Genomic DNA, 19,631 nt, shown 5'->3' with positions numbered 1-19,631 from the left:
GAAGTTTTCTTCGGATTTTTTTGTGCTCCAAATTTATTAGGAAGCCGTTTTAGAAGACCTTATATTTGCACTTTCAAAAAAATAACAATTCATGGAAAACGGTTTATACGCAAAATTCAACACTACAAAAGGAGAAATTTTAGTGCAATTAACTTATAAAAAAACGCCGGGAACGGTTGGTAATTTTGTAGGTCTTGCAGAAGGAAAAATAGAAAACAAAGCCAAAGCTGAAGGTGAACCGTACTACGACGGACTTAAATTTCATCGTGTAATTCCAGAATTCATGGTGCAAGGCGGTGATCCAAAAGGAACCGGAACCGGGGGACCGGGTTACCAGTTTGATGATGAAATTCATCCAGAATTAACGCATCATAAACCGGGAATTCTTTCAATGGCAAACGCCGGACCTGGAACAAACGGGAGTCAATTTTTTATTACGCATTTAGAAACTCCATGGCTAGACGGGAAACACACTGTTTTTGGAGAAGTGGTTGAAGGTCAAAATGTGGTAGATTCTATTCAGCAAAACGATAAAATTGAAAGTTTAGAAATTAAACGAGTAGGAGAAGAGGCCGAAAATTTTGATGCTGCAAAAGCTTTTGCAGAATTTAATGAAAGCAAAGCAAAAAGAGAAGCGGAAGCCAAAAAGGAGCAAGAAGAAAAAATCGCGAAAGTAACTCAAGGTTTTGAAAAAACAGAAAGCGGTTTATATTATAAAATCACCCATAAAACCGAAGGAAAAAAAGCTGAAAAAGGAAAAACCGTAAAAGTTCATTATAAAGGAATGTTGTTAGACGGGACCGTTTTCGATTCTTCATTTAAACGAAACGATCCTATTCAATTTCCGGTAGGTGTTGGTCACGTAATTCCGGGTTGGGACGAAGGAATTTTATTACTTGCTGAAGGCGAAAAAGCTGAGTTCGTAATTCCATCAGAATTAGGATCTGGTGAGCGTGGAGCCGGTGGAGTTATCCCGCCAAACGCGGTTTTAATTTTTGAAGTAGAATTAATTTCAGTTTCCTAAACTTAAATAAATATTAAAAGAGAATGTCTGAAAAGGTTAAAAAAAACGTCATTCTAAATTTATTTTAGAATCTCATCTTGCTGAAATACAAATCAGGATGAGAACCTGAATCAAGTTCAGGTTGACGGAAAATAGACTTTTTAGACAGTCTCTTTTTTCTATTGTTCTGCTACGCTTTTTCCTTGTTCCACAAAATTTTTGAAATCTTCCATATATTTTTTGGACTGTTTTTTAAAAGCACCTGGCATTAAAAATCCCATTACTTTTAAAGCCAAACTGCTAAATTGAAATTCACTGTGAGAAATCCATTTTGTTTTTCCTTTGGGTAATTCTTCAAAAAAGTTCTTCTGAATATTATGAACGCCTTTGGTATCGTAAGTTGCATGAAATTCTTCCGGTAAATTATTTTTTAGAACCGTTTCAATCATTTCCATATCACGTTTTCCGAATTTATACTTTAAACGCATTGTAGAACCTTCTTTACCAACTTCACCAGATAGTGGTTTTGCCTCTAGAAGCCCGTGTTGCCAATGCTTTAGATTTTCAACGCTATCCATTTTTTCAATTACTTCAGCTCGTGGAGCGTTAATTATTATTTCAGTGGTATATTTCATGCTTAAAAAAATAAAATTTTAATCACTAAAATACTTAAAATTATTAATCTACGTTAAGCTATAGCTTGCTAAAAGCAATTGTTTTCTTATTTTTGAGCGCATTAACAGAAATCTTTTCAATGAAAAAAATATTCGCGTTACTTTTTATACTTGCCGTAAGTTTTGCAACGAAAGCTCAAGAGGCAGATGAGGTTTTAATGACTATCGATAATAAACCAATTTACAGAAGTGAATTTGAACAAGTTTTTTCGAAAAACCTGAAACTTATTGAAGATAAATCGCAAGAAGATGTCGACAATTATATCGATTTATTTGTGAATTATCAATTAAAATTAATGGCTGCTGAAAAAATGGGCTTAGATACGCTCGAAACCTTTCAGCGGGAATTTTCTCTATATAAGAATCAGCTTGCGAAAAAATATTTAAAAGATAGCGAAGTAACCGAAAAATTGGTGAACGAAGCTTATAAACGTTTGCAAGAAGAAATTAATGCGAGTCATATTTTAGTGCAAGTAAGTGATCAAGCTACTGCAAAAGACACGTTAAAAGCTTATAAAAAAATTGAAGAAGCGCGAAACAAAATTTTAAGTGGTGAAGATTTTGTGACGGTTGCTAAGGAATATTCAGAAGATCCTTCCGTAAGAGCAAATGAAGGAAATGTAGGTTGGTTTAGCGTTTTTAAAATGGTTTATCCTTTTGAAACTGCTGCTTACAATACTAAAGAAGGTGAAATTTCAAAACCTTTTAAAACCCGTTTCGGGTATCATCTTGTGAAAATTAATAAGCGTAGAAAAAATGATGGCGAAGTAAATGTAGCGCATATTCTATTAAATACAAAGGATAAAGATTCGGTAAAAGTAAAACAGCAAATTGAGTTAATTTACGATAAATTACAAAACGGAGCAGATTTTGCCGATCTAGCAAAACAGTTTAGTGAAGACGAAAATACAGCTGTAAATGGCGGAAAGTTGCGAGCGTTTATGCGCGGAACTTTAAACTCTGAAACTTTTCAAGAAAAAGCATTCGCTTTGCAAGATAGTGCCGATATAACCGAACCTTTTCAAACAAAATACGGTTGGCATATTATAAAATTATTCAGCAAAAAACCGATTGGAAGTTTAGAAGAAGAGCGACCACATTTGGAAAATAAAATAAAGTCAGATTCCCGATCACAATTAATAAATGAAAATTTAATTGAAGATATTGAAGAACTTTATGCCGTTAAAGAAAATGAAAATAGAAAGGCGGTTTTTGAGAAATTCAGCAATAAAATAGATCCGAAAATCGAAAATGCAGATGAACTTTTAATCGCTATAAATGGAGAAGGAAAAACGTTTCAGGAATTTGCAGATTTCGTTGAAAAAAAATATTCGGTTTCAAAACGAGGCATAACCGATTTACAAATTCAAAAAGCCTATGAAAATTATAAAAACGATTTTTTAGTCAATTATCATAAAGCACATTTAGCAGAAACAAATCCAGAATACGCTTCCATCGTAAAAGAATATAAAAACGGATTATTACTTTTCGATTTAATGCAAAAGAAAATCTGGAATCCTGCCACGGAAGATACACTTGCGCTTAAAAAATTCTATGAAAATTATAAAGAAAATTATATAAAAGCGACCAGTTATGACGCGGTAATTTATTCTTCAGAGGATAAAAAAACTGTAAAAAAGGTGAGACGTGAATTAAAGAATGAAGATTCGAAAGAAATAATTTCAGAAAAGTTCGATAAAGTCATCATCACGGAAGGGAAATTCACCGAAAATTCGAGCGCGCTTCCTGAAAAATTTAAAGCAAATAAAGGCATTTCGAAAGTATATAAAAATAATGGTGTATTTCTTGTAGTTTCTGTTCACGAAAAAGAAGAAAAAAGACAAAAAACTTTTGAGGAAGCACGCGGAGCGGTAATTTCAGACTATCAAAATACCTTAGAAAAAGAGTGGTTAAAATCGCTTAGAGAAAAGCACGATATCGAAATTAATAAAAAGGTGCTAGAAAAAACAAAGAGAAAATTTGAATAAAACAGCTTACATAATTCTTTTAATAATTAGCCTTAGCAGTTGTTCTTATTTTCAAGAAGAAGAACCGAAACAGGCGTTGGCGCGTGTAAATGATTCTTATTTATATGAAGAAGATTTAAAAAATTCGCTTTCACAGAAAATTTCAAAAGAAGACAGTCTGTTAATGGTGAATAATTTTATAACACGCTGGGCGACAGAACAATTATTAATGGATCAAGCAAAATTAAACCTTCCGTTAGCGAAACAGGAAAAGTTTGAACAACTTGTAGCTGATTACCGAAAAGAACTTTATATCGAAGCTTATAAAGATATTATTATCGGGAAACAACTCGATACCACGCTAACCGAAAATGAAATTGAAGCTTATTTTAACGCAAATCGTGAGAATTTTAAACTCAACCAAGATTTGGTAAAACTGCGTTATATTCATTTAAATAAAAATTTTCCGAAGCTCGACAAAATTGAAGAACGTTTTAAACGTTTTGAAGAAAAAGATATCAAATTTTTAGAAAAAGAATCTTTAAAATTTAAATCTATCTCTTTAAACGATAGTATTTGGGTAAGTGCAAGAAATATTTATGAAGAAGTAAAGCCTTTAAACATCGAAGATAAAGAAGCTTTTTTACAGAAAGATAATTTTTTGCAACTTCAAGATTCTACAGGAGTTTATTTAGTTAAAGTTAAAGACGTACTTTTGCGAAAACAACAAGCGCCTTTAGAATATGCAAAACCTACGATAAAACAAATTTTGCTGAACCGTAGGAAATTAGAATTGGCAAAGAAAATTGAAAAAGAAATAACAAAAGATGCAATTAAAAGCGAAAAATTTGAAATTTATAACTAAGCACTTTTTACTCGTGATATTCCTTCTCGGCGGAATTCACGTAAACGCACAAAATTTAAAAGACAGTACGTTAGTTGTTACTGGTGAAGAAAAAGAAGTTCCGCTAGTAAAAAAAGATACCGTTCAGAAGAAAAAAAGAATGAAAGCCGACGGTGTTGCTGCCGTAGTTGGCGATTATCTTATTTTAGAAAGCGATATCACTAAAATGCGAGAAGATATGAAAAACCAAGGTTTATCTTCTGAAGAAATCACCAATTGCCAATTAGCCGGTCGTTTAATGGAAAATAAATTGTACGTGCATAAAGCCCAACAAGATACTACTATTTTGGTCTCTGAAGCTAGAATTAGCGGAATGACAGACCAACAATTAAGCAGAATGGAGCAACAAATCGGTAGTATGGATAAACTTTTAGAGTTTTACCGAAAAGAAAGCGTAGAAGAACTTCGGAAAGAATTAATTCGAATTAATAAAGAACGTGAGTTAGCCAATTCGATGCAAGATAAAATTGTTGAAAATATAGAAGTAACGCCAGAAGAAGTGCGTGAGTTTTTCAATAAAATTCCAGAAGATGAACGTCCAAAATTTGGTGATGAAGTAGAAATCGCACAAATTGTCATCGAACCTGAAATTCCAGAGGAAGAAAAGCAAAAAGTAATCAAGCAATTAAATGATATTAGAAATGATATTATTGAAAATGGCGCAAGTTTTGCCACCAAAGCTGTACTTTATTCAGAAGATGGTACCAGCGCAAAAGGAGGTAAATTAACAATTACTAGAGAAGATCCGTTAGATAAAGATTTTAAGCAAATTGCATTTAGTTTACGCGAAGGAGAAATCAGCAAACCATTTAAATCTGAATTTGGTTATCATATTGTAACCGTAGACAAAGTCCGCGGACAAAAATTAGATATTCGACATATTATCATCACACCGGAAGTTACTGAGGAAACGGTGAAAAACGCACAGAAAAAAATAGACAGTATCCGAACAGAAATTGTAAAAGGAAATATCTCTTTCGATGAAGCTGCGAGAACACTTTCAGATGAAGAAGAAACCAGAGGGGACGGTGGTAAATTAATAAACCCAACGACAGGAGATACTCGTTTTGAATTAACCAAAGTTGATCCAATAATTTACGATCAGGTTGTAAATTTAAAAGAGAATGAAGTTTCGTTAATTTTAACCGATCAAACCAATACCGGAAAAAAATTCTTCAAAATTATTACCGTAACCAATCGCTATCCAGAACATATCGCCGATTACGCAAAAGATTATTCTAAAATTAAAGAATTAGCTTTACGTGAAAAAAAATATAAAGCGGTAGAAAAATGGCAAAAAGAAACCATTGCAGAAACCTACATTAAAATAAACGGCGAATACAAAAAATGTTCTTTCAATAGTAATTGGCAAAAAAAATAAATTTATATGTCTGATGTTAAAGCAGTAGAAGAATTGGTAGCAAAATATGCCGATTTAAAAAGAGAAATTGCAAAAGTAATTGTTGGTCAAGATGAAGTAATTAATGAAATTTTACTTTCGGTTTTTTCCGGCGGTCACGCATTGTTAATAGGTGTTCCCGGTTTGGCGAAAACGCTAATGGTAAACACAATTTCTCAAGCTTTAGGATTAGATTTTAAACGAATTCAGTTTACGCCAGATTTAATGCCTAGTGATATTTTGGGCTCAGAAATTTTAGATGAAAATAGAACGTTTAAATTTTTAAAAGGACCTATTTTTTCAAACATTATTTTGGCAGATGAAATTAACCGAACGCCGCCAAAAACGCAAGCCGCTTTATTAGAAGCGATGCAAGAAAAATCGGTTACCGTCGCGGGTCACAATTACAAACTTTCCCAGCCTTATTTTGTACTAGCCACGCAAAACCCAATTGAGCAAGAAGGAACATATCCTTTACCCGAAGCGCAGTTAGACCGTTTTATGTTTTCTATTTTTCTGAAATATCCAAGTTTTCAAGAAGAAATAGACGTAGTAAAAAATACGACAGCAGATAAACAAGTAACAATCGCTCCACTTTTCACTGCGGAAGAAATTATAAAATACCAACAGCTTATTCGTAAAATTCCGGTTTCTGATAATGTGGTAGAATATGCGGTAAAATTAGTAGCGAAAACTCGTCCTAACGGAGAATACGCACCAGAAATCATAAAAGAATATGTAGATTGGGGCGCCGGACCGCGAGCTTCACAAAATTTAATTTTAGCGGCAAAAGCCAATGCTGCTACAAAAGGAAAATTTTCACCTGATATTGAAGATGTTCAAGCAGTTGCTAACGGAATTTTGCGTCATAGAATTATAAAAAATTATAAAGCCGAAGCCGAAGGTTATTCAGAAGAGCAAATTATTGCGGAACTTGTTTAGGTTTATTTTTCATATATTTATTAAAAATAAAATAATGAAAAATTATATTTATATATTACTAATTATTTCCATTTTTTCGTGTTCTAGCGACGATGATTCTATTGAAATTAAAGATAGCACTTCAAAAATTGAGCTAGAAAATATTACCACATCATCTGTTAATGTAAAGTGGACGATTAGTGAAGACGATAAATTAGATGGCTCTTTATTTGCCTTATATTTAAATGATGACTTGATTGATGATGAAGTTTCATCTAATGAGTATTTTTTTCAAAATTTAACCCCATCAACTCAATACTCTGTCAAAATTAGTTATGAAAATATAAATAATAACCTTGTTACTTTACAAGAGGATTTTTCCACTTCAGCTACAGGAAAATTATTATTAACCAATTATATTTTTTTGTACTCTTCAGGTAGAGATTCAATAAGTTTAACTTATAATGAAAATGAACAATTGACTCAGAAATTATTTCCTAGAGCCATTCATCCAATTTCTTCTAATTATTATTATAACGATGATAATAAAATTAGCAAACTTAACCGTTTTCCACATTTGAATAAGGTAACCTTTAATTATTCTTCGAATCAAATCGATGAGATAACTATTCTTAAAGGAGATAGTGATGTTTATTATGAATTCTATTATAGTAATTTTACAAATAATTCCTATAATGTAATTCAAACATTAAAAAGATTTGGTGGTAGTGAAGATTTTATTAATGAAAAAAATATCGATTACACATTAAATAGTGATGATTGTCTGTCTAAATTAACGATAACAAATCTAAATACTCAGGAAGTAAATAGCTTAACTTTTAAATATTCTAAAGCTGGAAATCTTATTGAAATGGATTTTGATGGAAATGTATTAAATATTGAATATGATAATAGTAATAATTTCCATACTTATGATGCTTTTCTATTAGATAGCCGTATTTATAATTTTAAAGACTCGGGAGGTTTACTTTTTTTGAATGATGAGTTTATAGAGGTTATAAAGTACCTGCCATTTTTTATAAATAAAAATGTAAATAATCCTACTAAATATATACTTAACGGTAATCTAATAAGAACATTTGATTATGAGTATAATGATTTAAACTACCCTTCGAAAATAACAATTCAAGAGGTAGATTCGAGTATCACTTATCCTGAAATTGAACTACATTATATAAATAGTAAGACTTTATAAATTTTATTTGGACCAAGGTAATCTATGTAAATTAACTTAAGCGCTAATGGTATTATTTTTTCGCATTTAAAAACTCATCGTTCTATTTTGATAATATTTTCTTTAAAATTATTGATTCATTAGATTATTGAAGCCATTTCCTTTAATTCGAAGTAGATAAAATTTTCACGGATTTTTTATCGATTTCCTATTTCTATTATTTAAAATTATGAATATGATAAATATTCGTACCAAATCACTTATTTGGATTCATTATAATTAATTTTTTCTCTATTTAATTGATTTTTTTTAAGTGAATAAGTAAAATCAATGCTTATTTTTAAAATTCATTATAATTCCGTAATTTCGCATTTGTTCAAAAAAATAATTCTATGGCATACGATATTGATATGATAAAAAAGGTTTACGCTCAAATGGCTGAACGTGTTGAAAAAGCACGTAAAGTTGTAGGTAAACCATTAACACTTTCAGAAAAAATTCTTTATTCTCACCTTTGGGATGGCGTTGCAGAGCAAAAATACGAGCGCGGAAAAGATTATGTAAACTTTTCTCCAGATAGAATTGCTTGTCAAGATGCAACAGCCCAAATGGCTTTATTGCAATTTATGCAAGCCGGAAAAAAGAAAGTTGAAGTTCCAACTACCGTTCATTGTGATCACTTAATTCAAGCGAAACAAGGAGCCGCTAAAGATTTAAAAAGCGCAAATGAAACTAGCCATGAAGTTTTTGACTTTTTAGGTTCGGTTTCTAATAAATACGGAATTGGTTTCTGGAAACCAGGAGCAGGAATTATTCACCAAGTAGTGTTAGAAAATTATGCATTTCCTGGCGGAATGATGATTGGTACCGATTCGCATACTGTAAATGCCGGTGGATTAGGAATGGTTGCCATTGGAGTTGGTGGAGCAGATGCTGTAGATGTAATGGCAGGAATGCCTTGGGAACTTAAATTCCCACGTTTAATTGGGGTTAAATTAACCGGAAAATTAAACGGGTGGACCGCTTCTAAAGATGTGATTTTAAAAGTAGCCGGAATTTTAACCGTAAAAGGTGGAACCGGAGCAATTATAGAATATTTCGGGGAAGGTGCTAAAAACCTTTCTTGTACAGGAAAAGGAACCATTTGTAATATGGGAGCTGAAGTTGGGGCAACAACTTCAACGTTTGGTTATGATGATTCAATGGAGCGTTTTTTACGTGCTACAGATCGTAACGATGTTGCCGATGCTGCAAATGAAGTTCGTGAACATTTAACTGGAGATGATGAGGTTTACGCAAATCCTGAACAATATTTTGATGAGGTTATCGAAATTGATTTATCAGAATTAAGACCACATTTAAACGGACCGTTCACGCCAGATTTAGCAACGCCTATTTCTGAAATGAGTAAAAAAGCGAAAGAAAACGATTGGCCAATTGATGTAGATTGGGGATTAATCGGTTCTTGTACCAATTCTTCTTATGAAGATTTAACGCGTGCTGCTTCTATTGCAAAACAGGCGGTAGATAAAAAAATTAAAGCAAAATCTGATTTCGGAATTAATCCTGGTTCAGAGCAAATTCGCTACACTGCAGAGCGTGATGGTTTATTAAAGATTTTTGAAGATCTTGATGCCACTATTTTCACTAACGCTTGCGGACCTTGTATCGGCCAGTGGGATAGAAGTGATCGTAAAGGCGAAGAAAAAAATACAATTGTACATTCCTTCAACAGAAACTTCTCGAAACGAGCTGATGGAAATCCAAATACCCATGCGTTTGTAGGTTCACCGGAAATGGTTGCCGCAATCGCGATTTCAGGTCGGTTAGATTTTGATCCTACTCGTGATAAGTTAATCAATGAAGATGGTGAGGAAGTGATGTTAGAAGAACCACAAGGTATAGAACTTCCTTCTCAAGGATTTGAAGTAAAAGAAAACGGTTATGTTGAGCCACTTGAAGATGGTTCTGGTGTTAGTGTAAGTGTGTCAGAAGATAGCGAACGTTTACAACTATTAACTCCTTTTGAACCTTGGGATGGTAAAAATTTACTAGGCGCAAAATTATTAATTAAAGCAGATGGTAAATGTACTACCGATCATATTTCTATGGCTGGACCTTGGTTACGTTACAGAGGTCACTTAGATAACATCTCTAATAACTGTCTAATTGGCGCGGTAAACGCTTTCAATATGAAAACTAACTTTGTAAAAAGTCAGTTGACAGGAGAATATGGAGGAGTACCGGATACCCAACGTGAATACAAAGAAAAAGGAATTCCTACAGTAGTTGTAGGAGATCATAACTATGGTGAAGGCTCTTCTCGTGAACATGCAGCGATGGAGCCGAGACACTTAGGTGTAAAAGTGGTTATCGTAAAATCTTTTGCTCGTATTCACGAAACCAACTTGAAGAAACAAGGAATGTTAGGGCTTACTTTTGCTAATGAAAATGATTACGATCTAATTCAAGAAGATGATACCTTCAACTTTATTGATTTAGAAGATTTTGCAGAAGGAAAACCTATCACCGTGGAAGTAGTTCACGCTGATGGAACTAAAGATTTGATTAAAACAAATCACACTTACAACGAAAACCAAATTGAATGGTACAAAGAAGGTTCTGCCCTTAACTTAATCAAGAAGTTAAACGCATAATCAAACTTTATAAATAAGAAAAACTCCTGCTGAAAAGCAGGAGTTTTTTGTTTTTAGTTGAAAATAAAGCTTAGTGAAATTCAACTTCTAAAATATTAGGCTTTCCTTTCTTACCTTCATTGGAAATAAAGATTCTATTATCGGGACTTATGGTAATTCCTTCCGGTTGGTTAAACTCCTCTTCGTTTAAGTGATAAAGCTTTTTAAGGTTTCCCTCTTTATCTGAAATTAGAAATTTAGGTTGAGCCCCATCTAAGTAATAGATTTCTTCTGCATCATTGGTAAAGGTTAGTGCAGAAGGTCGCATAAGTTTATGGGTTTTCTTTACCGCTAAGTTTTTAAAAATTTCATCATTTAAATGTATTTTATATTCCGGTAAAAATTGGAACTTCTTTGTTGCTAAGTCAAGGGCGTAGATTCCTTTAAAGGCTTTCTCCTCGTGCTTTTCATCTTTTACCGCAAGTAATAATCGGTTATGCACTTTATCTAAGGTTAAACCTTCTACATTTCTAGAATCATCATTAAAAGTAGCATATTCTGTTACCGTTGGGTCAGTAAGGTAATTTTCTACACCAAAAATAATCCCGTCGCTTCTTAACACGTAAGCATCCTGATGGTTGATTACAATATCTTCATAATCACCTTTATTGGCAAAATCTATGGTATCTTCTAGTTGAGAGGTTTTTAAATTGTAAATAAAGATACTCCCTTCTTCATCTTGAATACAGGCAACTTTATTATTTCCTATCCAAGAAATACCGGAGACTTCTTCTAAAATTTCGGGTAGTTCCCAACGATTAAGAATAGTGTATTCATAATTTTCCTTGGGTTGTTCCAATCTTTTATTGGTAAAAGCAAATACGGTTAGCCCAATAATAAGAAAGAGTCCTAGAATAATTTTTAGTTCAGTTTTCATAGTTGTCGTTTTTTAATCCCAAATGGGGATAGTATTTATTAAATTTCCGTTTGCGTTAAAAAGCTTTTTCAATTCTGTGAACGATTGTTCTATCTCTAGTTGATAATAATTTCTTCCCCTGATATGTATTTGCTCAATTTCATCTAATTGATTCAATTCAAAATTTTCATTTAAAATTTGCTTTAAGTTTTGGGGAAGTTGTGAATAGGAGCAATCTTTTTTATACTTTAAAAGTTCTCCTTTTTTATTGAAAAGTGCTTTATATTCTATAGAGGCTAGTTCAAATTCTGCTTCAAAGTTTTTACCTACCACTTCCCATTCCAATCCTATCGTATTTTGAAAGTTAGATTGAAAGGTGCTCGCTACTACCGACGGCACAGTGGTAAAAGAATGGTCATCCTCTTCTTTGCAAGCTATTAGAAGAAGGTATATGCTTAAGAAGTAGAATAATTTCATCGTTTCTGTTTTTAAATCTGGTGCTAAATTCAGAAACGATTCTGGAAAGAATTTGGAAAGTAATTAGGTGACTTGTGAATTTTTAGTGAAATCTACTATAAATAGGTGGTGACGATCATAAGTGTAAGTAAGCGCTAACCCATATTTATCTGCTATTGCTTTTGCAATGGACAGTCCTAATCCTGTTGAATTTTTACGGGTGTTAACTTTATAAAATCTGGAAAATAATTTTTGATGGTCTAGTTTTCCGGTTTCAGATTCATTTTCAATAATCACTTTTTGCTTGTGAATTTTAATTTTGATAATAGAATTTAGGGAAGCATGAACTATTGCATTTTTGATGAGATTGGTGAATAAAATAACCGCCAAATCTTTATTCATGAATTTTTGAATAGCATCTTGCGAAGAAATACTGATTTTTATATTTCTATGCTTCGCAAAATCTGAAAAATCATAGACAATTTGATTTATAATTTCAGGGATATTTAAATTTTCTTCTTCTACAAATTGTTTATTATCGATTTTAGAGAGTAAGAGCAGTGCTTGATTAAGCCTGGTCATTCTTTCTAAATTCTCTAATACCGAAGCTAATAATGCGATATTCTTAGGAGAAAGCTCCTCTTTTTCAGCAAGTAATTCTAATTTATTAATGCTAATGGCAAGAGGGGTTTGCAATTCGTGAGAAGCGTTTTCTATGAACTGTTTTTGAGCTTTAAAACTATCAATAGATTTTTGTAATAACTTTTTTACCTGAAGGTTTAGTAATTGAAATTCTTCAATGTTAGTTTTTTCGAAATCAATACTTTGTTCTTTCTCAATATTGAAGTTTTTGAGTTTGTTTAATAATGAATAAAACGGTCTCCATAACCTTTTTAAGACCCAATTGTTCAATAAAAGGACTCCAACAATCAACCCAATATAAAGCCATAAAATAGAATAGAGGAGATCTTCAATTAAGTCATCTTCCTCTACCATGGAAGTAATTACTTTTAATTTGTAGTAATTATCATCTTGTCTAAATGCAGTTTCTAAAAGTCTAACCGGCTCATAATCTTTTTCATTTAACATATACATTAATGTGTCCCGATAAGAATCTTTTACATTCCTGATTTCTGAATAGGTGGTAGGATGAATGGTGTAATAGCCATCTTCAAAACTAGTTTTATGGAGGATAGTTGGATCTTTTTTGGCTCTATTAATGACAAGTATTTTTTGATTTTCAAGCCCATCGTCTAGACTATCATAAATCTCGTCCAACATCTGAAAATAGAAAATCAAGGTAAATATTAAAAGGGCAAATAATAAAATTGCCGCAAAATATTTGGTGGTATAATTCAGTAGTTTCATAAACTTACTAACTTGTAGCCAATACCATAAATAGCTTTCACCTCTACTTGCGCTTGGTGATCTTTTAATTTTTTTCTCAGGTTTTTAATTTGAGAATAAATAAAATCAAAACTATCAGTTTGATCAATATGATCGCCCCAAACGTATTCAGCTAAGGCAGTTTTGTTAACCAAGCGGTTTTTGTTAGAAGCAAGGTAAAAAAGAATATCAAACTCTTTTCGGTTCAACAATAATTCTTCTCCCTCAACAAAAGCAATTCTGTTTTCTATATCTATTTTTAGATTTTCAATTTCTATAAAAGTATCACCTTGTAAATTTCTTCTTCTAAAAATAGCTTTGATCCTTGCATTCAATTCGGCCATATGAAAAGGTTTTGGCAGATAGTCGTCGGCACCTAAGTGAAGCCCTTCCAATTTATCATCCAAAGAGTTTTTAGCAGAAACAATAATTACTCCATCTGAAATCCCTCTCTTTTTAAGCTCTTTTAAAATTTCCAATCCGCTTTTACCGGGAAGTGAGATATCCAATAAAATGCAGTCATAATCATAAACACCAATTTTTAAAAAAGCCGAATCATAATCGGTGGCCGTTTCTATTAGATAATCTTCTTTTTCTAAAGTTTGCTTCATATTTTGAAGCATTTCTTCTTCATCTTCTATAATTAAAACTTTCATAGAAATTTAATTTCATGCAAAGATACTTTCAAAACTGGAAAGAAATGGGAAAAGTAAATCGATAAATCATTCCCAATTTATTTCAGATTTGTGTTTTTCTTTTGAGCCGAATTAAAAAATAAAATACTATGAAAATTTTAAAAAGTTTAGTCCTTTTACTATTTATTGGTTTTACTGTAAATGCTCAAGACATGGCTTCTTCTGAGGTACCAACTGCTATTCAATCTCAATTTAAAAAAGCGTATAAAAACGCTACAGATATTGAATGGGAAAAAGAATTGGATAATTATCAAGTAGAATTTGAAATTGAACGAATGGATTATGAAGTTTGGTACACATCTAATGGAAAGCAGGTAAAACTTGAAAAAGAAATTATGCCTAATGAATTGCCTACCGCTATAAAAAGTGCAATTAAAAGTAAGTATAGCGATTACAGTATTGATGATTGTGAACTTCGTGAAGAAAAAGGAAAAACTACTTATTTAGTAGAATTAGAAAAATGGAACGATGAAATTGATGTCGTCTATGATGCTAAAGGAAAACTAATAAAAGAAGTTAAGTAAAAATTAAAAAAAGCTGTCTTTTCAGACAGCTTTTTTTATTTTCGATAATTGAGGTAAATACTTCAATTTTGAATCAAAAATGATAAAATATTTCTTCTTAATTCTTCGGGTTTGTCGAGAAGAAATTTAATTGAATAAATTTCTAAAAAATGCTTTTATAAAAGCTACTGAAAATAAAGACCCCATTATTCTTAAATCTTGCGGAATTTCTGTCTCTTCATCTAAATATTGAAAAATATCTTGAATAGTATTTTTACTGTAAAATTGTTCAAAAATCCATTTTCCTTTTTCGTTTTCTTCCGCTAAAACACTTAAAAATAATTTATCGTAATACTGAAATTTTTTATCGTATAAATCTTTTGTCGGGTTATCTAAATCTTTTAGGTTTTCAATAAGTTGAGCGACTTTTTTTTCGGTGCTTTTAAACGAATATCCTGTAGAAGCTTTTACCCAACCGCCGGCAGTTCCTATTTTGGTGATTTTTGAAGTATTATATTTCTCAAAAGGAAAATCGGTCATCGGGATAATTCCGAATTCTGTTTCAAGAATGCTGTAATTTTCTATATTTAGAAATTGAGCGATATATTGTTGAAGCATTTTATCATATACATTTTCTTCGACTAAAAAAGGCGTGAAAAATGTAAATTCTACAAAAGCTTTTGTCGGTGAAATTGGTAAAATGTAGCTAAAACTGGTTGAATTTTTCCATTGCAGTCGATAATCCATCATTGTAAATGTGGAATCATTAAAAACGGGCTTTTCCGTTTCAATCATCCAGCCTTTAAAATGTTGCTGAATTTTAATAGAATTATTCGGCTGAAAGAATTCTGGTGGAATTCTGCTGTCAAATAAATGCTTGCAATTGTATGAATTTTCTTTTCCGTGAAGTGTAACAGTTTCGTTTTCTTCAACTGCATTAATTTCATCTAAAATAAAAGTGAAATTCGAATGCGAACTAATTTTTTCTTTAGCGAATCGGTAAAAATCAATAGACCGAATCATTTTATAAGAATAGGGTAGAAGCGCTAAATCTATTTTTTTTCTGTCGCTTATAAATTTGCCTTTTTTCCAAGTTTTGAAAATAATTTCATCCCATTTTCCATTTCCTTTTTCCCAAAAACACCAGGTTTTATCGTTTTCACTTTTAGCAGATTTATCGATTAAAGCAATTTTCTTTTCCTTAAAAAATTCATCTTCAGCAAAAGCGAGCGCAAGTTGAAGGCCTGCGAGACCGTTTCCTGCAATTATATAATCGAAATGAGAAGTTGCCATACGCGAAAATACGGCTATTTATTTTTGAAATATTTTAACGGAACAAAGAGCATCCCGAAATTTTCACCTTTTTCTTTTCCTAAATGTTTATGATGAATCTTATGCGCACGACGAATTCCTTTTGCGTACCAATTGTTGGCGTTTCTAAAAAGCTTAAAGCGTTGATGAATAAAAATATCGTGAACGGTAAAATAGGCAATTCCGTAGGCTAAAATTCCTAAACCAATCGGTAAGGTAAACCATACATTTTCGTATTTCCACAGTAAAAAACAACCAATACTTACCAGCGCGTAAAACACAAAAAATAAATCATTGCGTTCCCACCAACTGCTGTGATCTTTGTGATGATGGTCTTTATGAAGTGACCATAAAAAACCGTGCATAATAAATTTATGGGTAAACCACGCCATAAATTCCATAAAACAAAACGTTCCTAAAAATATAAGAATCCAATACAGGGTTTGCATACTAAATTAAATTTAATCGGTACGATATATATGAACGACACAATAATCCTGCCTTTTGATAATCTGAGACCCGAATTCGTTTTTTTCTGATTTCTAAGGACGGAGTTTTTTTTAGTTTACACAATAATTTTGAATAATAAATGTAAGCCGTATAAACGCCAAGTTTTGCTTCAACGGGAAGTTTCGCGATTCCGTGCAAGGCTTGTTTAAAATCTGCCTCGATTTCATCTATAATTTGTTGCTTTGTGGTTTCGTCTAACTGCTCAATATTTGCATTCGGAAAATAGGATCGGCTTAATTCTTCATAATCTGCTTTTAAATCGCGTAAGAAATTTACTTTTTGAAAAGCAGAACCCAACTTCATTGCATCTTCTTTAAGTTCTTCATACTTTTTTTCATCACCTTTTACAAAAACCTTTAAACACATTAAACCAACCACATCTGCGCTTCCGTAGATATATTCTTGGTATTCTTCATCAGAAAGGTAAACCGATTTATGCAAATCTAAGCGCATGCTTTTTAAAAATGCTTTGTATAATTCAGGTTGAATATTATACTTATGAACCGTTTCCTGAAAAGCGTTTAAAATTGGGTTTAAACTAATTTTCTGATCGATCGCTTCATATAAATCTGACTGAAATTTGTCGAGCAAATATTCTTTGTCGTAAGCATGAAACGTATCTACAATTTCATCTGCAAAACGCACAAAACCATAAATATTGTAAATATCTTGCCGAATTGAGGGTGCAAGTAACTTGGTGGCAATTGAAAAAGACGTGCTGTAAGAATGCGTTACCGCTTTACTGCATTGCCTTGATACGCTGTCAAAAAGTGATTTCATAGGTGTTTAATTATGTTTTTCAATAAGATCGGCCACTAATTTTCCTGAAATTAAGGAAGGTGGAACGCCTGGTCCGGGAACGGTTAATTGTCCCGTAAAATACAAGCTTTTTACCTTTTTACTTTTCAGTTTCGGGCGTAAAAATGCCGTTTGAAAAAGTGTATTTGCCAATCCGTATGCGTTGCCTTTATAGGAGTTGTATTCTTCTACAAAATCATTTACGCAAAAGCTCTTTTTAAATATAATATTTTTTCTGACTTCTTGTTCGGTTATGCTTTCAAAACGTGTAATTATCTTTTCGAAATAACGTTCTCTTAACGAATGTTCATCATTTAAGCCTGGCGCTAGCGGAATTAAAAATATTCCGGCTTCTTTTCCTTCAGGAGCAATTTCGTGATCTGTTTTTGAAGGAAAACTTGCGTAAAATAAAGGTTTCTCCGGCCATTGGGGATTGTCGTAAATCGCATTGGCGTGTTTACCAAAATCGACATCAAAAAATAAGGTATGATGATTTACATTCTGAATTTTCTTATCGAACCCGACATAAAATAATAATGAAGATGGCGCGAAAGTTCTGCGTTCCCAATACGTTTCAGAATATTGGCGGTGTTTTTTATCGAGCAACGTTTCAGAATGGTGATAATCGGCGCCGCTGAGTACAATATCTGCTGAAATTTTTTTTCCGTTGGAAATAATTCCGCAGGCTTTATTTTCTTCAACAAGAATTTTTTCAACTGGTGAATTGGTATGAATTTTTACCCCAAGTGATTCCGCTAAATTTTTCATCGCTAAAATAACTTGATACATTCCGCCTTTTGGATGCCAAGTTCCCAATCCGAAATCGGCAAAGTTCATAAAACTGTAGAATGCCGGCGTATCGCTAGGTTTAGCGCCTAAAAATAAAACCGGAAATTCTAATACTTGAATTAATTTAGGATTGCTGAAAGCTTTTCTTACATCTTGGGCAATCGTACTAAAAAATTGATTGAGTTTTTTAGCGGTTTGTGGCGTAATTAATTCGAGAGGAGAAACTCCAGGCCGATAAACCAAATCTTTTATGGCAATATCATAATTTTTTTTTGCTTTATCGATAAATTTTTGAAGCGCTGCTGAACTTCCCGGTTCAATTTCTTCAAAAGCTTGACAAATTTTTTCTAAAGTATCGCCAATAGTAATGCTGTCCTTTTTTCCAAAGAAAACTTTATAAGCGGGATTCAATTTTATAAGCTCGTAATAATCACTAGGTTTTTTATTGAAATCGGCAAAAAAACGTTCAAAAACATCGGGCATCCAATACCAAGTTGGACCAATATCAAATGTGAATCCTTCATTTTTATATTGTCTGGCTCTTCCGCCAATATCATGATTTTTTTCAAAAATTTCAACTTCATACTTTTTTTTCGCTAAATACGAAGCTGCTGCTAATGAAGAAAAACCGGAACCAATTATAATTACTTTTTTCTTCATTACAGGTTTAATATTAATTGATCGATATTTTTAAAAGTTTTAATGCTCTCTGGAAAAGTACTGGTATCTAAGTTTTCTGTTTTTCTCCCTAAAATCCAATAATTGCAAGATACTTTACTACAAATTTCATTTTTAAATTCATTAATGTAGCCTAAAATATCATCTGGTTTTACGGTAAAATAACTTACAAAATGAATATTTTCATAATTTTCAGTAAGATAGCGTAAATCTAGCATTGGTAAACTATGCCCTAAATATATTGTTTTGTAGCCGTGACTTAAAATTTCGTAGGTAACATATAAAAGTCCTAAATCATGAATTTCATCTTCTGGAAGAAATAATACGAAAATTTTATCGGTTTTGGAAGGATTTTGCGTTTGTAATCTTTCAATATTTACATATAATTTTTGCCGAATTAAGTTGGAAATGAAATGTTCGTGTGCTGGATTTATGGTATTTGTTTGCCATAAAGTTCCGATTTCATTTAATAGCGGCATTAAAACTTTTTGAAAAATTTCCCTAAAGTTTTTAGTCTCGAACAGGCTATCATAGGTTTTTATAAATAGCGATTGGTCGAAATTGAACATTGCAACTTTTAACGCTTTAATCGCTCGACTTTCATTGCTATTTAATGTTGAAATACTATTTACAAGCTGGTTTACCTCTTTCTCATTTAATTTAGAGATTCGAGAAATTTTATAGCCGTTTTCGTTTAAGAAAGCGATGTTTAGAATTCGTTGCAGGGCAGAAACATCATACATTCTAATATTGGTGTCGGTTCTGTCTGGCGAAAGTACATCGTAACGTTTTTCCCAAATACGTATGGTATGCGCTTTTATTCCGCTAAGGATTTCTAAATCTTTTATGGTAAAACGTTGTTTAATGTAAGTCATTTTCGATATTATTTC

At 32.3% G+C, this 19,631-nt stretch carries 18 protein-coding genes; 8 read left to right on the top strand and 10 right to left on the bottom strand.

The genetic code is table 11. The features are described from left to right. Positions 1-91 precede the first annotated feature (91 nt). A complete protein-coding gene (locus ACFFGL_RS02120; RefSeq protein WP_309727377.1) occupies positions 92-1,024 on the top strand; it encodes a peptidylprolyl isomerase in 933 nt (310 codons plus the stop codon). A 158-nt stretch (positions 1,025-1,182) separates the two neighbouring features. Here the strand turns inward: ACFFGL_RS02120 and ACFFGL_RS02115 are convergent, their stop codons facing one another. Further along, a complete protein-coding gene (locus ACFFGL_RS02115; RefSeq protein ID WP_309727376.1) occupies positions 1,183-1,638 on the bottom strand; it encodes an SRPBCC family protein in 456 nt (151 codons plus the stop codon). 119 nt (positions 1,639-1,757) lie between these two features. On the opposite strand from ACFFGL_RS02115, the gene ACFFGL_RS02110 reads away from it, so the two are divergent. From ACFFGL_RS02110 to ACFFGL_RS02085, 6 genes are all read left to right on the top strand, one after another. Further along, a complete protein-coding gene (locus ACFFGL_RS02110) occupies positions 1,758-3,665 on the top strand; it encodes a peptidylprolyl isomerase (protein ID WP_309727375.1) in 1,908 nt (635 codons plus the stop codon). Further along, on the top strand, positions 3,658-4,509 hold the full coding sequence (locus ACFFGL_RS02105; RefSeq protein ID WP_309727374.1) for a peptidyl-prolyl cis-trans isomerase: 852 nt from the start codon (positions 3,658-3,660) through the stop codon (positions 4,507-4,509). Before ACFFGL_RS02110 ends, ACFFGL_RS02105 begins: the two co-directional genes overlap by 8 nt. A gap of 13 nt (positions 4,510-4,522) precedes the next feature. Further along, on the top strand, positions 4,523-5,929 hold the full coding sequence (locus ACFFGL_RS02100) for a peptidylprolyl isomerase (RefSeq protein ID WP_309727373.1): 1,407 nt from the start codon (positions 4,523-4,525) through the stop codon (positions 5,927-5,929). Between the two features lie 6 nt (positions 5,930-5,935). Beyond that, the gene (locus ACFFGL_RS02095) at positions 5,936-6,889 is read left to right on the top strand and encodes an AAA family ATPase (protein ID WP_309727372.1); all 954 of its coding nucleotides are present in this window, start codon (positions 5,936-5,938) and stop codon (positions 6,887-6,889) included. 34 nt (positions 6,890-6,923) lie between these two features. Then, on the top strand, positions 6,924-8,084 hold the full coding sequence (locus tag ACFFGL_RS02090; RefSeq protein ID WP_309727371.1) for a fibronectin type III domain-containing protein: 1,161 nt from the start codon (positions 6,924-6,926) through the stop codon (positions 8,082-8,084). Between the two features lie 371 nt (positions 8,085-8,455). Then, the gene (locus ACFFGL_RS02085) at positions 8,456-10,720 is read left to right on the top strand and encodes an aconitate hydratase (RefSeq protein WP_309727370.1); all 2,265 of its coding nucleotides are present in this window, start codon (positions 8,456-8,458) and stop codon (positions 10,718-10,720) included. Positions 10,721-10,790: 70 nt separating this feature from the next. On the opposite strand, the gene ACFFGL_RS02080 is transcribed toward ACFFGL_RS02085, so the two are convergent. From ACFFGL_RS02080 to ACFFGL_RS02065, 4 genes are all read right to left on the bottom strand, one after another. Beyond that, positions 10,791-11,636, bottom strand: coding sequence for a hypothetical protein (locus ACFFGL_RS02080; RefSeq protein ID WP_309727369.1), 846 nt, complete (start codon positions 11,634-11,636; stop codon positions 10,791-10,793). A 12-nt stretch (positions 11,637-11,648) separates the two neighbouring features. Further along, positions 11,649-12,092, bottom strand: a complete 444-nt coding sequence (locus ACFFGL_RS02075) for a PepSY-like domain-containing protein (RefSeq protein WP_309727368.1) — start codon at positions 12,090-12,092, stop codon at positions 11,649-11,651. Between the two features lie 63 nt (positions 12,093-12,155). Beyond that, entirely contained in the window at positions 12,156-13,439 is a 1,284-nt protein-coding gene (gene porY / locus ACFFGL_RS02070) for a PorY family sensor histidine kinase (protein ID WP_309727367.1), read from the bottom strand. After that, complete coding sequence (locus ACFFGL_RS02065) at positions 13,436-14,113, bottom strand: response regulator transcription factor (protein ID WP_309727366.1); 678 nt, start codon at positions 14,111-14,113, stop codon at positions 13,436-13,438. The genes porY and ACFFGL_RS02065 overlap by 4 nt, the downstream gene beginning before the upstream one ends. 128 nt (positions 14,114-14,241) lie before the next feature. On the opposite strand from ACFFGL_RS02065, the gene ACFFGL_RS02060 reads away from it, so the two are divergent. After that, a complete protein-coding gene (locus ACFFGL_RS02060) occupies positions 14,242-14,676 on the top strand; it encodes a PepSY-like domain-containing protein (RefSeq protein WP_309727365.1) in 435 nt (144 codons plus the stop codon). 126 nt (positions 14,677-14,802) lie between these two features. Here the strand turns inward: ACFFGL_RS02060 and ACFFGL_RS02055 are convergent, their stop codons facing one another. From ACFFGL_RS02055 to ACFFGL_RS02035, 5 genes are read right to left on the bottom strand one after another with little or no spacing between them, the layout of a single operon-like run. Further along, positions 14,803-15,948 (bottom strand): lycopene cyclase family protein, encoded by a 1,146-nt coding sequence (locus ACFFGL_RS02055; RefSeq protein WP_309727364.1) that lies wholly within the window; start codon positions 15,946-15,948, stop codon positions 14,803-14,805. 14 nt (positions 15,949-15,962) lie between these two features. Continuing rightward, the gene (locus ACFFGL_RS02050) at positions 15,963-16,415 is read right to left on the bottom strand and encodes a sterol desaturase family protein (protein WP_309727363.1); all 453 of its coding nucleotides are present in this window, start codon (positions 16,413-16,415) and stop codon (positions 15,963-15,965) included. A 1-nt stretch (position 16,416) separates the two neighbouring features. Further along, on the bottom strand, positions 16,417-17,256 hold the full coding sequence (locus ACFFGL_RS02045; protein WP_309727362.1) for a phytoene/squalene synthase family protein: 840 nt from the start codon (positions 17,254-17,256) through the stop codon (positions 16,417-16,419). 6 nt (positions 17,257-17,262) lie between these two features. Beyond that, a complete protein-coding gene (locus ACFFGL_RS02040; RefSeq protein ID WP_309727361.1) occupies positions 17,263-18,723 on the bottom strand; it encodes a phytoene desaturase family protein in 1,461 nt (486 codons plus the stop codon). Then, positions 18,723-19,616 carry a MerR family transcriptional regulator gene (locus ACFFGL_RS02035; RefSeq protein WP_309727360.1) on the bottom strand — a complete coding sequence of 298 codons (894 nt, stop codon included), beginning with the start codon at positions 19,614-19,616 and terminating at the stop codon, positions 18,723-18,725. The genes ACFFGL_RS02040 and ACFFGL_RS02035 overlap by 1 nt, the downstream gene beginning before the upstream one ends. Positions 19,617-19,631 lie beyond the last annotated feature (15 nt).

Origin of the sequence: Mesonia maritima (assembly GCF_042433895.1) — a bacterium.
Classification (GTDB): domain Bacteria; phylum Bacteroidota; class Bacteroidia; order Flavobacteriales; family Flavobacteriaceae; genus Mesonia; species Mesonia maritima.
The sequence above is the reverse complement of the archived record's forward strand: the minus strand, read 5'-3'. Positions and strand labels throughout refer to the sequence as shown.

Bases quoted from the DNA above. Each gene is read 5' to 3' on its own strand.
- ACFFGL_RS02120 (WP_309727377.1), top strand. From the start codon at position 92: ATGGAAAACGGTTTATACGCAAAATTCAACACTACAAAAGGAGAAATT.
- ACFFGL_RS02115 (WP_309727376.1), bottom strand. From the start codon at position 1,638: ATGAAATATACCACTGAAATAATAATTAACGCTCCACGAGCTGAAGTA.
- ACFFGL_RS02110 (WP_309727375.1), top strand. From the start codon at position 1,758: ATGAAAAAAATATTCGCGTTACTTTTTATACTTGCCGTAAGTTTTGCA.
- ACFFGL_RS02095 (WP_309727372.1), top strand. From the start codon at position 5,936: ATGTCTGATGTTAAAGCAGTAGAAGAATTGGTAGCAAAATATGCCGAT.
- ACFFGL_RS02090 (WP_309727371.1), top strand. From the start codon at position 6,924: ATGAAAAATTATATTTATATATTACTAATTATTTCCATTTTTTCGTGT.
- ACFFGL_RS02085 (WP_309727370.1), top strand. From the start codon at position 8,456: ATGGCATACGATATTGATATGATAAAAAAGGTTTACGCTCAAATGGCT.
- ACFFGL_RS02080 (WP_309727369.1), bottom strand. From the start codon at position 11,636: ATGAAAACTGAACTAAAAATTATTCTAGGACTCTTTCTTATTATTGGG.
- ACFFGL_RS02075 (WP_309727368.1), bottom strand. From the start codon at position 12,092: ATGAAATTATTCTACTTCTTAAGCATATACCTTCTTCTAATAGCTTGC.
- porY (WP_309727367.1), bottom strand. From the start codon at position 13,439: ATGAAACTACTGAATTATACCACCAAATATTTTGCGGCAATTTTATTA.
- ACFFGL_RS02065 (WP_309727366.1), bottom strand. From the start codon at position 14,113: ATGAAAGTTTTAATTATAGAAGATGAAGAAGAAATGCTTCAAAATATG.
- ACFFGL_RS02060 (WP_309727365.1), top strand. From the start codon at position 14,242: ATGAAAATTTTAAAAAGTTTAGTCCTTTTACTATTTATTGGTTTTACT.
- ACFFGL_RS02055 (WP_309727364.1), bottom strand. From the start codon at position 15,948: ATGGCAACTTCTCATTTCGATTATATAATTGCAGGAAACGGTCTCGCA.
- ACFFGL_RS02050 (WP_309727363.1), bottom strand. From the start codon at position 16,415: ATGCAAACCCTGTATTGGATTCTTATATTTTTAGGAACGTTTTGTTTT.
- ACFFGL_RS02045 (WP_309727362.1), bottom strand. From the start codon at position 17,256: ATGAAATCACTTTTTGACAGCGTATCAAGGCAATGCAGTAAAGCGGTA.
- ACFFGL_RS02040 (WP_309727361.1), bottom strand. From the start codon at position 18,723: ATGAAGAAAAAAGTAATTATAATTGGTTCCGGTTTTTCTTCATTAGCA.
- ACFFGL_RS02035 (WP_309727360.1), bottom strand. From the start codon at position 19,616: ATGACTTACATTAAACAACGTTTTACCATAAAAGATTTAGAAATCCTT.